Source organism: candidate division KSB1 bacterium (assembly GCA_016214895.1).
In the GTDB taxonomy this organism is placed as follows: Bacteria; Electryoneota; RPQS01; order RPQS01; family RPQS01; genus JACRMR01.
In genome coordinates this window covers 102,373-117,968 of sequence record JACRMR010000013.1, presented here as the reverse complement: position 1 = coordinate 117,968, position 15,596 = coordinate 102,373, and the positions used below count along the sequence as shown (strand labels likewise).

8 protein-coding genes and 1 tRNA gene are annotated in these 15,596 nt (G+C 58.7%); all 9 read right to left on the bottom strand.

Annotated features, from left to right (window positions below; genetic code table 11):
• Positions 1-742 precede the first annotated feature (742 nt).
• The 9 genes from HZB60_09015 to HZB60_08975 all read right to left on the bottom strand — a co-directional run bounded on the left by HZB60_09015 (position 743) and on the right by HZB60_08975 (position 15,518).
• Positions 743-2,983, bottom strand: a complete 2,241-nt coding sequence (locus HZB60_09015; GenBank protein MBI5059900.1) for a bifunctional DNA primase/polymerase — start codon at positions 2,981-2,983, stop codon at positions 743-745.
• Between the two features lie 225 nt (positions 2,984-3,208).
• Entirely contained in the window at positions 3,209-4,936 is a 1,728-nt protein-coding gene (locus HZB60_09010) for a hypothetical protein (GenBank protein MBI5059899.1), read from the bottom strand.
• A gap of 155 nt (positions 4,937-5,091) precedes the next feature.
• A tRNA-Gly gene (locus HZB60_09005) sits at positions 5,092-5,163 on the bottom strand.
• Positions 5,164-5,208: 45 nt separating this feature from the next.
• Positions 5,209-7,074: a S9 family peptidase gene (locus HZB60_09000; GenBank protein ID MBI5059898.1), complete on the bottom strand. Its 1,866-nt coding sequence runs from the start codon at positions 7,072-7,074 to the stop codon at positions 5,209-5,211.
• Complete coding sequence (locus HZB60_08995; protein MBI5059897.1) at positions 7,055-7,690, bottom strand: dephospho-CoA kinase; 636 nt, start codon at positions 7,688-7,690, stop codon at positions 7,055-7,057. Before HZB60_08995 ends, HZB60_09000 begins: the two co-directional genes overlap by 20 nt.
• Positions 7,690-11,952 (bottom strand): S8 family serine peptidase, encoded by a 4,263-nt coding sequence (locus tag HZB60_08990; GenBank protein ID MBI5059896.1) that lies wholly within the window; start codon positions 11,950-11,952, stop codon positions 7,690-7,692. The genes HZB60_08995 and HZB60_08990 overlap by 1 nt, the downstream gene beginning before the upstream one ends.
• 22 nt (positions 11,953-11,974) lie before the next feature.
• Positions 11,975-12,643: a ComF family protein gene (locus HZB60_08985; protein MBI5059895.1), complete on the bottom strand. Its 669-nt coding sequence runs from the start codon at positions 12,641-12,643 to the stop codon at positions 11,975-11,977.
• The gene (gene lon, locus HZB60_08980; GenBank protein MBI5059894.1) at positions 12,640-15,066 is read right to left on the bottom strand and encodes an endopeptidase La; all 2,427 of its coding nucleotides are present in this window, start codon (positions 15,064-15,066) and stop codon (positions 12,640-12,642) included. The genes HZB60_08985 and lon overlap by 4 nt, the downstream gene beginning before the upstream one ends.
• Entirely contained in the window at positions 15,063-15,518 is a 456-nt protein-coding gene (locus tag HZB60_08975; protein ID MBI5059893.1) for an Hsp20/alpha crystallin family protein, read from the bottom strand. The genes lon and HZB60_08975 overlap by 4 nt, the downstream gene beginning before the upstream one ends.
• Positions 15,519-15,596 lie beyond the last annotated feature (78 nt).

The following is a 15,596-nucleotide window of genomic DNA, read 5'->3' as shown; positions in this document are numbered from 1 at the left end:
TCTCGCACGTCCGGAAACCGCCGAGCCAAGCGATAAAGGTGCATTCGACTGATTCCAATTTGCGCGGCGACATTCGTCAGATTCGCTGAGTAGTTCGTTTTTAAAACACGAATCGCCCGCCTTCGCGATGATTCAATGTTTCGTTTGCTCCGCATGATTGCCCCCCTGATCGTGTTGCGCCTCGATCTCTAATTTCGTCAGATTCAATTGACTCTCTCACGCACGCGAACGTAACCTTATTTGAGTGCGATAATGCAGATTTCAGCACTCATCCCGGTGAAGAGGTGGCAATATCATTCGATTAGACTGCCGCGCCGCAGCCTAATGATTTGAATAATGTCTTCCATCGATTTTCCCTCGAAGCTATCATCCGCCCTGCAAACCTCTTCCCTCCCCCGCGCAATGAATGCTTCCACCTTCGCTACGGGATACCGATATTCCCTTCCGTTTCGCCCCCGACCGGGGATTGCAACCGGGTCCAATCGATCACGATGCCGCCCCAGCCAGCTCGGACTCACACTCAGCAACGCACAGACCTCGGCTCCGGTTAGGAGACGAGTGGGTTGCGGGGGTTGAGCTATTTGGCGCTGGGAGTGCACGGTCAGTCCAAGGACTTAACTACTTCGGTGCGATGGGTTTTGCAGTCGGGTGTACCTTTGTGTACCTTTCCCCGAAAACTCCTGTAAGAGTGTCTCCGCAGGAAAGTTCGGGGAAAAGGTACACAATCATACATTTCATTGGGTCAGAAGGACGTGGGTCCCGAATCATGAGGGAGGTCTTCCGCAATCCAAATCCCATCCCAGTAAGTCCCATCAGTCAGTCGGCGTCTGTTCAGGCCCATGTCGCCAAGCCTCTCACCGAACCACCGCTGAGAAGGCACATTGACATCGTGACCACGGGCGTCGTGGTTAGCAAGCCACCAAACCTTATAACGATTGTAAAGTCCTGTAGCCGAGGTCGATGCAGAAACATCACGCTCGCAGCATTCGGCGATGAAGCAAGCAATCGGGTCATTCTCCGCGCGATATTCGTTGATAGCTGCATGAACCTCACCCGGAATTATCAGGCCATCTCGCTGCCAGACAAGGCATCCTTGAACAGCCCAAGACAAAATGCCGGGCAGTTCAGCTCGAAGCTTATCTCGAAGTTGCTTGTCTTGCCGGTCAGGTGGGATCATGACACCAAAGGGGATCAGAACAATCCGACGCATGATTCCTGGGTCAGGCCTGAGACGCGGCTTATGATTTGCTGCCAGCCAAATCTTGAACTGAGGGCTGAATTCAAATTCATCTTGGTAAAGGTGGCGAGCCCTGACCCTGTCGCCACCGGTCAATTGCTTCAACAAACTCTCATCGAACTGCTGCCCCGGAGGCACCTCGCCTGCAACAATTAAACGTGCCCCTTTGAGGTTTGCAATGTCACTCCTTGCTCCATCTCTTCCGTGTTGCGAGCGAAGGAACGTGCTAAATTCAGCCTGTTGGCCATAGCCGCCAAGCATCTCGTTATTCGTTTCGAGGAATGTGGTCTTTCCATTTGCTCCTGCGCCGTGACAGAAGAAGAACTTGTGCTCAGAGGTCAAGCCAGTCAGAGAATAGCCTGCACAGGTCCGAAGGAATGCGATTAGCTCTTCGTTCTCATCCATGATCTCGTGAAGGAACTTCTGCCAAGTCGGGCACTCGGCATTTGGGTCATAGGGCACACCCGCGACTTTGGTCATCAAAGCAGTTGGCACATGCGGGGACAACTGTGCGGTCCTTAGATCCAGAATCCCATTCTGGACGTTTAAGAGCATTGGATCTGAATCGAAGTCCTCCGGTTTGGCCTGTAACGAGATCTCGCTTCGCGCCAACTTTAGCATGGCCATAATCCGCTCAGCCGATTCGGAACGCATTGCCCACTTTGAAACCTGCTCCCGTTCGGCTTGCGACACGGCATTTGCAGTCTCAGCATAGATTCGGAGCGCCACGTCCTTCGCCGACCGTTCCGCTCCCGGCTGGTCATTTATCCAACGTATTCCATCCCACATCATCCACAGCCCCCCTTGCTTTCCAGAGGACACGAACTTGAGCGTTTCAGCCTGAGTGTTGGCAAGCCTTTGGGGGTTCCCGATGTCTGAACAGTGAAAGATATCCTGAACTACCTTTGCATCTTCGGCGGCGGCAATATGGATTGCGCTTCGTCTCACACCCAGCCAGTCGCAGACCTTTTCAACTTCTCGCCTACCCACCAATTCCGCCAAGGTCGGCCATCCGCGTAAGTCGACTCCGCTGCCAAGCTTTGCAGCCGTCGAACCGACTGTGCCAAGGCGTAACTGAACCTCGTCGTCGCCAGCGGCAGTCGCAACCGCTTCAATTAATCGACAACTATGGTCTGGCGTCCATCCCGCTCGTAACAGCCCACCAGCCAGCGCAAGGGCCGCATCCTGTCTTGCTCCCTTTATAGGCCAATGCATGGCGAGCAGGGTCGCGGCGGCAATCTGCTTCACGGCCCAGAGGAGTACGTCTTGTGTTACACGAGCGGGGCAGCCCGGCAACGCTCCCCCCTCTGTTGAGAAGACAACATCCTCGCCACACGGGTGGCGTGAAGGCGGCACCATCGTCTGTCCTCCGGTACCTCTGAGCTCGACAAGTGTGGTCCCATCTGGGGCCACGAACTTCTTTGTCTTCGGCGTTGGGTTTACAATGTAGAAGTAGTGTGAGCACTGTTTGCTGGCATGCCCAAACACAAATGGCGTATGGGGCAAGAAGAACCGTGCGATTGCGACGGCTAACGAGCTATCGAGGTCTACATCGACCAGCCCGCCTGACGGATCTCCCGACCTGATTCCAACGTTGACGCCCGGTCGGAAGTGCAGCGAATCCTGATCTTCAGGAAGATCAGTCCGCTGCCAACTATTTAACAGAGCTTTCTTGCCTTTCAAGGGCGTCGGCTTGAAACCGAGCGCGCGGTAGCCAGCAACAAATTCTAAGACCCCACGAGGCATTGTAGACTCCTTTCCCAACTGACTGCGGCCCGCTACCAAATTAGACAAAACGAGAAGCCCCGAGCGAGACCTGCGCGTCTTCTCGGGGCTTTCTCATCGCACCCCTAAGGGTGAGAATTCAAGGGGGACTTACGCAGGTCTCGGCAGGGAATCTACCGAAAGTGAAGCGCAGAGTCTACCCAAAAATGTGGAGTCCAAGTGGAGTTTTGGTGGAGTCCTTTTCTGCTATGATGCTAAACGGTAATAACCACTCATGCCGTGAGCACGTCCACCCTGAATGATGGAGCTGAACGCTTTGCATCCCTTGAAGAGGTCAGCAACCTTGTAGCCTTTGAGCATTTTCTTCAATCTAATTGGAGAAGTTTCAGTTTGAAGCACATTGTACGAGCACTTGAGGATCGCATCAGCTGTCACCCAGGGGTTGCCTGGGTTGTCGCGCAATCGCTCAAACAGGAGTTTTATGGCTGGGCGCCGCAGTTCCGAGAATCTGAAGATGACCGATTTCTTGCGTCTCTTCTTTCTAAAGACATCACCAGAGTGCCAAATTAGGCTTGAGAAGTCGCTTGCGGGGTCAAGACCCGGCACACCGCGGACCGTCGAAGTGTCAGCGCTCTCTTGAGCGCGGAGGGCATCCGCTTTCACCTGAAACTGAGAACCCCAAATGCTGGTTAAGTCCGGCAGCACTCCTCGCCGAGCACTTCTCTTTGTCGCATCCAATTTACACGCAACAGCAACCCGCTGCATTTCGCCTGCCGCCACCATTCCGAAATATGTTCGGTGCAACAAGTTCGATTCGCGATTCGGGGCGACAGACACAAGATCCCCCAGTGCTTGTCTGACAGTATCATGCCAGCGAATCTTGATCTCCACTACGCAGTGGGATATTAGTTCGAGTATTCCATCAATTCCTCCTGACTGTTCAATAGGAATACCGAGAAAGACGCCGTCGCGTTCGAACCAGAATTGACTGTTGTTCCAGAGATCTTTCTGGATCTCAGAAAGAAACGCTGCGGTGTCGACGCCGACACCATTGGACAAAATCCGACTGCAATTTGTCCATGCCTCGTTTGCGTTCATGCTGCCAAGAGAGTCCGACAAGCAATCGAGAATTTCGACAATCAGATCGAGTAGAAGTGGGCGCAATGCTCGGACTCGCTCTTCGTCGCGGTGCGACAATCCAGGAGCACATGCCGCAGCCGAATATGCCTCACTAAAGAACGGCAAGTTGCCTGCGAAGTCAAGCCTTGAGAATTCGATCGCGTCAGGATTGAGTTCCCATCTTAGTTCTTCTGAATCCGGTATTTCAGCCAACGCACGCCGGGTCGATTCTGCCCCCATGCTGAAGTGCCTGATCAGTTCTGGGCTACACTTCCGCTTGGGATGAACGGGAGTAATCCCCGCCCACGAGTAGGAGTACTTAGTTCCCCCACAATCACTCGGATTAAACACAACTCTTGCCGGAAGTTTGCATGGATACAAGCAGCCAAGCAGATGATCAAGCCATGGACAACGACCGAATGATTGCAACGGCAGCCCCGTTTCCACAACGTGCTGTCTATTTGACTCAAGATGAGGAACGAAATCATCTATCGCCGCTCTTAGCTCGTCGAGACTTAGGAGAGGAATTGCTGGATTGGCGAGGACTCGGACGATCCCGTCACGCTCGGCAATGCGTTTGACACCTTGCTCTTCAAATAGAGTAATCGCTACCTCTGGCTTGAGGTACGATAGTGCTTCCGAGAAGGACGGCCAAAAGTAGACCCCGCCCAGATCCTCCATTATTGTGTCGCGCAGTATGGTGAACACGCGGTCATGACGAATTCCGTAGTCTGTGGCGATCACACCGGCTTTGGCTTCCAGAAAGTCGCGATTCCGAGCTATGAGCTTTCCTCGTGGATCTTCCTGTCCCGATTCCTCAATGCCGTCTGGACTATTGTCGCCTCGATGTTCCATTAGAGTTGCCTTTCGCACGTTCGTTCCCACCATCCACTAACCATGCCTCTCCACTTTCTACCGTAGAAAGAAATAGACAATTTGAGCTCTAAATACTGAACTTACAAAACCACTCAAAAACAAAAACAGCCACGCAAGTGACTGTTTTCATTAGGAGCGGATGACGGGACTCGAACCCGCAACCTCCAGCTTGGGAAGCTGACACTCTACCATTGAGTTACATCCGCAGCATAGGACCGCAATATAGTTGCATCTCGCGGAAAAATCAAGGGCTACTTTTTGGCCACGTGCTTGTCCAGAAAGTCGGCAACCTGCGTGTAGGCGGTGACCTTGTTTTTCAGCTTGGCGAGACCGTGCCCCTCGTCATCGAATTGGAGGAACTCGACGACTCCGTTCCGAGCGCGGATCGCCGTGGCCATCTGCGTGGCCTCTCCCACCGGGACTCGCGGATCGTTGGCGCCGTGAATCAGGAACAGCGGGGCCTTGATCTGGTCCACATGATTGACCGGTGAAATGGAGGCGAGAAATTCGCGGTCGGCAGCCAGCGAACCGTATTCGACCTCGCGCAAGGCGCGACGGTAGGCCGCCGTGTTTTCCAGAAAGGTCACGAAGTTCGCGATGCCCACAACGCAGACGCCGGCCGCCCAGCGGTCGGGATAAGTCGTCAGCTGTGAGAGCGTCGCGAAGCCGCCGTAACTTCCACCCATCACGACCAACCGTGTGGAGTCGATGCCGGGTTGGGCGGCGAGCCAGCGCGCGGCATACTCGACGTCGTGCATGGAGTCCATGCGTTTCCTGCCATTGTCCAATAATGCGTACTCCTTGCCGAAGCCCGTGGAGCCGCGGATATTGGGTTCGAGTATGGCATAGCCGCGGCTGAGAAAATACTGATGCAAGCCATTGAGGGCCGGTCGGGCTTGACCCTCCGGCCCGCCGTGCACGACAACGATTGCGGGCGTCTGCTTAGCGTCCAGCAGCGGCCTGTAGTAGAGGGCAGGAATATGGCGGCCGTCGAAGGTAGAATACTCGATCAAGTCCGGCTCGCGGAACTCGAGCGGCGGGATGCCGCCGGTGGCACCCATCGTGCATTGCGCCATGCGATCATTACGGCAGTCCCAGACCCAGATGTCCGTGGGCTTCGACGGAGTGCCGTGAGTGATTGCGAGTTTAGCCGCGTCGGGTGAGAACTGCAGTGAGCGGATCACACCTTGCGGCAGCCGGTAGGCGTCAACGACGGCATCGCTGTACAAGTTCCGGCCCTGAAACGCCGAGTAGCCGCGGTCATTGAAGGTCCAGACCAGCCACGAGCCGTCGGGAGCGAGTGCCAGCAGGTCGATATCTGCTTCAGGCGTCTCGACCCAGCGGAAGTTCGCACTGTCCGTCGGCCAAAAGGCGACGCCGCGAAACGGCCGGTCTTTGTCGCAGATGAAGTAGAAGCCCTTACCCTCCGGATCCCAGACCGGATCGGTGTAAACGACGTCGCCGTCGTGCGGGGTGATCAGCTTCGTGCGATTGATGCTGCCGTCGTAGAGGTAGAGCGATTGGTTGCTGTTGGAATAGGTCTTCTCAATGAGCAGTTTGACATTATCCTGAGAATAGTTGACCGGATGATGATCGCCTTCGCCCTGGACGAGAAGCAGTGCGCTTTGCTCCGCAATTCCATACTCATAGACGTCGAAATCGCGTTTGTTGCGCTGGTTACTGGAGTAGGCAAATCGTGAGCCGTCCATCGCCCAGACTCCGAAGCGATAGACTGCCGTGGAGTCTGACGAAACTCGTTTCCAGAGACCGCCGTCGGGACTGCCGAAATAGAGCTGGGTTCGCTCGTTTCCCCCCACCGCGGCGGCGATGACGATCAAGTTCGGGTCGAGCGGCGACCACCACGCTCCGGACACTCCGTTGGTATCAAAGGTGACTTGGTGCTGGTATCCGTCGGGGATCGCCATCCGCCACATCTGCGGCACACCGGAGATGTTTGTGCGATACAGGATTTCGCTGCACAACGGGTTGAACGTCGGATTCGCGGCGTTCTGGATGTCGAGATACTGCGCGAGCGAATAGCCGGTGGCGGACGCGGCCAGATTCAGCAGCAGCAGGGCAAAGCACAGCAGTGGGAGCTTACGAACGCGGATGATCATGCTTGGACTCTGGTTTCCTCATCAATTCCGTTTGAATGGTTGTGGACCACAGACTGGCCACACGTGACACCAACAGTTCGCGCGTGCCGTCATTGTGAATCAGGACCTGAGATCGCCTGGCCTTTTGCCGTGGATCGAGCTGCGCAGTCATCCGGCTGGCGACCTCATCGGCGGTGAGGCGGCCACCCGACCGCATGCGCTCGGCGACGCAGTCGGGCGGCGCACTCACAGAAACGAGTAGATCGAATTCGTCTTCGACTCCCCACTCATAGATCAGAGCCGCGTCGAATACAATCACGTCAGCGGGGCATTCGCGCACCCGTTGGTTCCAGAGCTCGAGGATGGGGTCGCGGGTAATCTCGGTGAGCCAGCGAGCATCGGCGAGATCGGCAAACACACGTTGACCGAGCTCGCGACGCCGAAGCCGGCCGGAGTCGTCGAACACGGCCGGACCGAAGCGGAGCCGGATGTGGTCCAGGATGGCGGGGGAACTCTCGACAGCGATCCGGCCGAGTTCATCACCGGAGACAACTTCCGCGCCGTGCTCGGCGAGCAGCTGGGCAACGGTGGTTTTTCCGGCTCCGATGCCACCGGTGAGTCCGACAGTCAGCGGCATTATCTGAGCACGGCCAGTTTGCCATGCGTCTTTTCGCCGCCGGATTCGACCGTAAAGATGTACACACCGCCGGCGACCCGCTCGTGATCGTCGTTCGTCAGATCCCAGCTGGCTCCGCCGAGCGGGCTGTGGTGTTTGATTTCCCGCACGAGCACACCGCGCAGATCGAAAATCCGGATGTGCGCTTCAGCAGGCAGTCCGGCGAACATGATCACGTCAACGCCGCCGGGACCGCGTCCGGCATAGGGATTGGGATAGGCGAAAACTTCGTCCAGTGAGGTCGCGGCGGTGCCGATTACCAGATCCGCGCGTCCCGCGGTGGTGTCCATGGCGATTCCCGATTCAGACCGGAGGTTGCGGAGTTGAATTCGGGCGGTACGGCCCAGCGCTCCAACGGGCGCGGCGGGATCGAGGTGCAGGCGGACGAGGCTGCGATCGGTCTCAGTCGCTTCCACGGACTGGACAGCGAACGGCGAAACGACATGATAGTTCGCGAGGTCGAGGACCGATGCATCCATTGGCAGCGAAAATCCAACTTCGACGATCGTTCCGATCGGGCCGTCCACGAGTCGATGCGAGGACAAGTGCGGCGCGCTATCGGCGCCACGGGCGACGTGAACGAACACGGTGGATTCCGACTCCGGAAGCTCGGAGTTCTGAACGTCCCGCAGTCCGTTCATGGTGATCGTGTGCCAACCGACGGCCAAGGTGTCGGCGAACGAGAGCACCAGTCTGCGGCCGCCTTCACCCGACGAGATGACGGAAGGGAAATCGGTGCTGTCGAGGCGGTACGCCCACTGTCGCAGGGCGGATTCACCCATCGGCTCGCTGAAGTTAATGGTGACGAAATGCGGTTCCGTGAACTGCGCCGTGTCGTCGCATGCCGGTGCCCGATTCGCGGCGGCGGTGACATAATTGGAAAACACGGATTCGCGAATCGGCAGGGCATCGTCGATCGCGGTGACGGCATAAGTGAACGGCACATTTTCCGGCTGATCCGTCAGCACCGATGCCACGTCAGGTGTCACGGTGATCAAGTCGAAATCCGGGACCGTGGCCGCGCGATAGACACGGTAGCTGTCCGCTCCGGCAACCGCATTCCAGGAGAGAAACAGGTCGTGAGGTCCGGCAGGTTCGACGACCAATCCGGCGGGTGCGAGTGGACGATCATTGCCGCCACCGGGCGACTCGGCCCGCAGGATATGACTGCCGTCGCTGAAGTAGAATTCACGAACTCCGTTCAGATTCCAGTCCGCGACGAGCGCGGTGTTGGATTCGCCCGGGAAGTAGTACCACAGCGGGATGTAATGCGACGTGGCCTCATCGAAGCCCACAATGTACAGATCCGGGTAGAGACTGAGCAGGATCTCGTCGCGGCCATCGGCATTGACGTCGGCCGCCGTGACTGACGAAGGGTGAGTAGAGACATCTTCATTGCCGAGCACGAAGAAGGAATCGGCTAGGACGAACGTATTGTCGCCCGTAACGTTGAAGATGAAGAACTCCCAGTGGCGTGCGCGACGTTGACTCTCGGTGCCGCCACTGCTATTGGATCGACAGCCCGCCACAAGTTGCAGTTGGCCGGTTCCCCGGAAATCCCCCGCGGCGAACCACGCGGTGGCATCGTTCAAGGGGAGCCGGGTGGTCCAGCGCTGCGTGTAGTGGTCGCCGTCAAGTTCGCAGAATATCAGATCACCGTCGTAGTCAGCGTAGAGCACATCAGTTGCGGCGTCGCCATCGAGGTCGCCGACCAACACCTTGGGCTGTCCGAGATTATCGTCACCGGCGGATTCGTTGGGCAGGGTGTCGAACACCGATAGCCGATAATCGCTGGAAACATCATAGATGATGAACCGATGGCGGCTGCCGCTGTCGGGCGCGGTAGGTTTGCGAGCCACGATTTCCGCACCGGAGTCAGCGGGATTGAGATCATAGAATCCGGAGCCATAAAAGTTGCTCAGGGCCTCGAAGACGACGGTGTTGGGAGGTTCGCAGGGATCACTTTGCTCCCAGATTCGCGTTCGCGAACCGTTGCCGCCCATGATCTCAATGCGGCCATCGGCGTCGGCATCGCCGGTTCCTCGCGGAATATGATCGGCATACGTGTTGCCAGTGGCAACGAAGTCGCTGCCATTCCACTCATAGATTTGGAGCGGCTTATCAGTGACTAATTCCGGACCGATGGGCCAGAGCCACATTTCGGGCGCGCCGTCACAGTCGTAATCGGTTGAGAAGGGCCCGATGTAGCCGCGCTCGGCAGTGGTCTCGGAACGCGACCAGAGGTTTCGGTTGACTTCGGGCTCGGTGACAACGAAATTGAACGACTCAGACAGGGTGACCAGTCCCGCTTGATTCTGCAAGCGGATCCGCACCACCCATTCGCCGGGATGCAGCGTATGTGACAAGAAGCCTGCATGGGTGTCGGCGACATATCCAAAATCCTCGCGGACCGAGTCGCCCAATGCGTTGGTGAGAATGAAGCTGGCGGTGGTCACCTGATCCGTCGTGACCTGATAGAGGTCGCCGTAATCCGCGCCGTCGAGCATACGTTGCACGCGAATGCTGTCAAGTGCGGGGGCCGAGCGTTGGACATACAAGTGGCGGTGGTCGAGCGAGACCTGGCCGGCGCTTCCCGAGACCTGAAGCCGCACGACGAGAACTGTATCCATTTCCGGCAACTGGACCTCGCCCAAGGCTCCGTCGAAGACGCGCTCAGTACCGGTAGCGACGTGCGTCCATGTTCGCGGGCTTTCGCCGAGGCCGTAGTAGAGGTCATAGTGGTCGAAGGCGGCGCCCCATGCGCTGCCGGTGACCCAGAAATCGGAGATCATTCCGAGGTCGGTGGCGGGTGAGGATATTGTCGCGATCACGTCAGCGCCAAAAGCGGCTTGCTCGACGGCGCGGCGCGCATTGATGCGACCGTGCGCCGTCTCCGGGTCCCAACCTTCCGAGCGGATATCGTCAGCGCTCGTGCGCACGAGCTGCAACACGTCATCAGGGGATAACGCAGGATTTACGGAGAGCACCAGCCCAACCATGCCGGCGCACATTGGCGAGGAGTAGCTTGTCCCGGCGCTATAGACCCAGTCGCCGCATTCGCCGTGCACGATGGTGGACAGCAGATCGCGGCCCGGCGCCATCACGTCCACGGATGGGCCATAGTTCGAAAAGTCAGCGCGGCGGTCAAGCTGGTCTGTCGCGCCAACGGAGATGACTTCCGGGAAACCCGAGGGGTAATGAATCGCCGCTGAAGAGCCATTGCCCGCGGAGGCGACGAGCACAAGTCCGGCGGCGTGGGCGATGGCAACCGCTTCCCACAGCAGCGGCGAGACCACGACGTCGCCGAAGCTCATGTTGAGAATGTCGGCGCCGTTGGCGGTCGCGTAAAGAATCGCGGCGGCGATATCATCCTCTTCGAGCAAACCGTCGCCGTTGCCGGCGCGCAGCGGCATGAGTCGGCAGTCACGACCGATGGCGGCCACGCACGAGCCGTTGTCGGTTACGGCGGCGGCGAATCCGGCAACATAGGTACCGTGGCCCTCGGCGAGTCCGGGCTCCTCCTGCGGGTTATTGTCGCGGACGGTGTGGTCGCCTTGCGCGGGAAAGGCGGGCGCATCGACGAAATCCCATCCCACGCCGTCATCGATGAAGCCATTGTTGTCGTCGTCGATGCCGTTGGAATCGAAGTCGGCCCAATTATGCCAGATGTTTGCCGCGAGGTCTGGATGCAGGTAATCGATACCGGTATCAATGATGCCGATCACGATGTTACTATCGCCGTGCGTCATGTCCCACGCATCGAAAGCCGCGATGGTTTGCAGCCACCACTCGTCGGAGATCAGGGAATCGTTTGGGAAGTCATCCAGCGCTCGACGCGCGTCGTTGGGTCGGTAGTGGTAGTTGCGCGTGACCCATACGACTCCCGGGGCGCGTTCCAGCGCGGACTGGAGCGAGTCGATGGGCAGTGTCGCGGGGAAATTGATTCGCAGGATCGGATCCATATCCGGGAAAGCCGTCGCGGCGGCGCCAAGTGGCGCATCGAGCGTCGCGGCACCGTGGCGTACGAGCCGGTCGATGGCTTCGATGCGGGTTTCGCCGATTTGATTGTCGAGCGTGCGGGCGGGGGCGCGATCCAACTTGACGATCAATTGGCCGGGTGTAAATGCTGCAAGCGCGGAGTGCGCGATGGCGAGTAGCGTCAGGAACGCGAGGCAGCCGACAAGCGCGGAGTACGGACGTGAGGCGGATTGGATGGGGAGCATGTGGACCCTGTATGCGGTTGGGTTAAGCCCTGGTGAGCGCAAACGACAGGGCACCGACCCATTCGGCGCCCGCGGCTTTGAGGACGGTCGCGCATTCGTTAACCGTCGCGCCGGTGGTAATCACGTCGTCGATCAACAACACAGACTTTGGAACAACCGCATGACGCGTCAGGGAGAACGCTCCTTTCACATTTGCTCGCCGCTCGCGCACCGAGCGGGAAGTTTGGGATGGTGTATAACGAGTTCTTCGCAGCAAGTCCACCGGCTCGGCGTGTCCGACTTCCGACGCCAGCGCGCGGGCGATGAGCGTGCTCTGGTTAAATCCGCGCAGGAGTCGCCGCGACCAATGCAGCGGAACGACGCACCAGGTCAACCCCGGCTCGACGAACGTAGCGGGCAAGCGCGGCACAAGTTGACGCGACATCTCACAGGCCAGCCGGAGGTGGCCAAAGTACTTCAAGCCATGCACGGCGCAGCGAACGAGATTGCCTTCGTGGAAGTCATATCCGGCCCGTAGCATGTCCACGCCCGGTACTTTCAGCGCCCGCTTGGGGTCGGAGACCGGCGCGTCCACCCAGCACTGGCGGCAGAACCAGACCTCCGCCGCGGCGAGCGATCGACCGCACTGCGCGCACAGCGGCGGAAAGAACAGATCCCAGATCGGCCAGTTTCGCGGCAGCGCCCGGATCATGCGTGCGCGCGGGACTTTGTCCGCCGCGACGTCGGCGCAGGCGATTTCAGCAGCGCGACGTTCAGCACTTCATCCACGGTGTCAACGAAGTGGAACTTCATCGCCCGTTTGATGTGCGCCGGGACGTAATAGAGGTCCTTTTCGTTCAGGCGCGGGATAATGACGCGCCGCAGTCCGTGCCGGTGGGCAGCGACGATCTTTTCGCGCAGGCCGCCGATCGGCAGCACGTTGCCGCTCAAGGTAATTTCGCCGGTCATGCCGACGCGATTGTCCACGGGGCGTCCGGTGAAGAGTGATGCTAACGAGGTGGCAATGGTGATGCCCGCGGACGGACCTTCTTTGGGTGTCGCGCCTTCCGGTACATGAATATGAATGTCGCGGCTGGCCAGCGTGTCATTGGAGAAGCCGTACTGCTCAGCATTTGCGCGCAGGTAGGAAAGCGCGATTTGGGCGGACTCCTTCATGACGTCACCCAGTCTGCCGGTCACCTGCAACTGCTTGGCTCCGGGCATCCAGGTGGACTCGATGATCAAGACGTCTCCGCCGACCGGCGTCCAGGCCAGGCCGACCGCCACTCCGACGCGCGGACGCGTCATGAGTTCATCGTCGAGGAACTGCTGCGGACCGAGATAGTTGGCGACGTTTTTCGCGGTGATGGTAATACGCGGGCGCTTACCGCTGACGACGCCGCGGGCGACCTTACGGCAAACGGCGCCGATCTGTTGTTCGAGTCGGCGGACGCCGGCTTCCCGTGTGTAGGAATCCACGATTTCGGCCAAGCCCGACGGCGTGAACGTGACGTGCTGCTTCTTCAGGCCGTTCTCTTCGATCTGCCGCGGCACGAGGTAGTGCGAAGCGATCTTGATTTTTTCGGGCGTCACATAGCTGGGGATTTCGATGATCTCCATGCGATCGCGCAATGGCGGGGGGATCATGCTGATGTCGTTGGCGGTGGTGATGAAGAACGCGCGCGACAGATCGAATTCGACGTCGAGGTAGTGATCCTGAAAGCTCGAATTCTGGGCGGGATCGAGCACTTCCAGTAGCGCCGAGGCGGGATCTCCGCGGAAGTCATTGCCGAGTTTGTCGATTTCGTCGAGCATGATGACGGGATTGTTCACGGCGACGCGGCGGATGGACTGCATCACCCGTCCGGGCAGGGCCCCGATGTAAGTGCGGCGATGGCCGCGGATTTCGGCTTCGTCGCGGACGCCGCCGAGACTCATGCGGATGAACTCGCGATTCAAGGCCACGGAGATCGACTTGCCGAGCGAGGTTTTTCCGACGCCGGGCGGCCCGGCGAAGCAGAGGATGGGGCCTTTTCCGGTATGGCGAAGTTTGCGGACCACCAGGAATTCGATAATGCGGTTCTTGACGTCCTCGAGGCCGTAGTGATCGCGGTCGAGGATGCGCTTGGCGCGGTCAATATCCAGTTCGTCTTCGGTGGACTTCTGCCACGGCAGGGCCGCGAGCCATTCGAGATAGGTGCGGGAGACGGTGTATTCCGCTGACGCAGGCGTCATGCGTTTCAGGCGATCGAGCTCTTTGGCGGCGACTTCCGCCGCGGCGGGCGTCATGCCCGCCTGTTTGATCTTCTGTTCGAGATCCGTGAGTTCCTGCGCGCCTTCGTTGTCCTCCCCCAGCTCTTTGCGAATCTGGCGCATCTGCTCGCGCAAGTAGTATTCGCGCTGGTTGTCGGCCATCTCGTTATCGACTTTGGTCTGGATCTCGCTGCCGAGCGTCACGATCTTCAGTTCGCGGGCCAGTAGGGTCCCGACCAGGGTCAGCCGCTCATCGAGTTCGGATGCCTCGAGGACGCTCTGTTTCTGTTCGAGCGTGAGATTCAGATTGGAAGCGACAATATCAGCGAGTGAACCGGAATCGCTGATATTGAAAACGGCGATCTTCACTTCTTCGCTGATGCCGGAACCGGACTCGGCGAGTTTGGTGAAATCAGCTTTGATCTTGCGGTCGAGGGCCTCGACCTTGAGCGACCGGCGGCGGTCCATCGGCAGCGGCTGGACCTGTACACGCAGGTAGGGGTCGGTCTCGACAATCCGTGTGCGCCGAATCCGGGTGAGCCCCTGCACGAGCAGCCGCATGGAGCCGTCGGGGACGCGGAACATTTTGAGGATCTGCGATGCCGTGCCGACCTCATGGAATTGATCGGAGGGCTGTTCGGAGGCAGGGTCGCTACTCCGGGCGAAGGCCGCGACGATTTTCGAGCCGGAGAGGGCATCGTTGACCAACTTGATCATCGGATCGGCCGAGACGACGAGTGGAACGATGGTATTGGGAAAGATCAGCACGTCGTTCAGCAGCATGGCGCCGAGTACCGTCGGGATCTGAATCGTATCGCTGCCGCCGTTGCCTGCGGGAGGCGGTGACGAGGCTTTGGGCTCTTTGATTTCAGGGTCGCTCATTCAAAGCCCTCCACTGAATCGGCGATATCACAAGCGTGCAGGTGTCCCCCTACCGCCTTGTTCAAACGGACGGTAAGTAGTCCGTCAGCGTAGTTGACCTGCGCGGATGAAGGTTGAACGGGTGCGGGGAGTTTAATCGCCCGGGCGAAGGCGCCGCGCTCGATCTCCAGCAAGTGATAGGCACGCGGATTCGTCTCTACAGGTTCCAAGCGGGATCCTGTGATCTGTACCATGCGCGGGGTCATTTCGATCCGGACCACGGACGGCTGGACTCCGGCCAGATTGAACTCCACCACGACATGGTGCTCGGTCTCGTAGAGGTCCGCAGGTGGCTCCCACGCGGGAATTCCGCCCGTGGCAAACGCCCGGCCTGCCGGGTGGATGCGCACGACCCGGGAATCGGGCTTCCCCGGTGGCGCGGTGAGGATTTCGATGCGCAGCAGACGTATCATGAGAGAATCCATTGGTTTAGGAAGTACCGTCGTCGGCTGGGTAGTGCAGGCGGACCGACTGGTTGAATATAGTGACCC

Bases quoted from the DNA above. Each gene is read 5' to 3' on its own strand.
- HZB60_09015 (MBI5059900.1), bottom strand. From the start codon at position 2,983: ATGCCTCGTGGGGTCTTAGAATTTGTTGCTGGCTACCGCGCGCTCGGT.
- HZB60_09010 (MBI5059899.1), bottom strand. From the start codon at position 4,936: ATGGAACATCGAGGCGACAATAGTCCAGACGGCATTGAGGAATCGGGA.
- HZB60_09000 (MBI5059898.1), bottom strand. From the start codon at position 7,074: ATGATCATCCGCGTTCGTAAGCTCCCACTGCTGTGCTTTGCCCTGCTG.
- HZB60_08995 (MBI5059897.1), bottom strand. From the start codon at position 7,690: ATGCCGCTGACTGTCGGACTCACCGGTGGCATCGGAGCCGGAAAAACC.
- HZB60_08990 (MBI5059896.1), bottom strand. From the start codon at position 11,952: ATGCTCCCCATCCAATCCGCCTCACGTCCGTACTCCGCGCTTGTCGGC.
- HZB60_08985 (MBI5059895.1), bottom strand. From the start codon at position 12,643: ATGATCCGGGCGCTGCCGCGAAACTGGCCGATCTGGGATCTGTTCTTT.
- lon (MBI5059894.1), bottom strand. From the start codon at position 15,066: ATGAGCGACCCTGAAATCAAAGAGCCCAAAGCCTCGTCACCGCCTCCC.
- HZB60_08975 (MBI5059893.1), bottom strand. From the start codon at position 15,518: ATGATACGTCTGCTGCGCATCGAAATCCTCACCGCGCCACCGGGGAAG.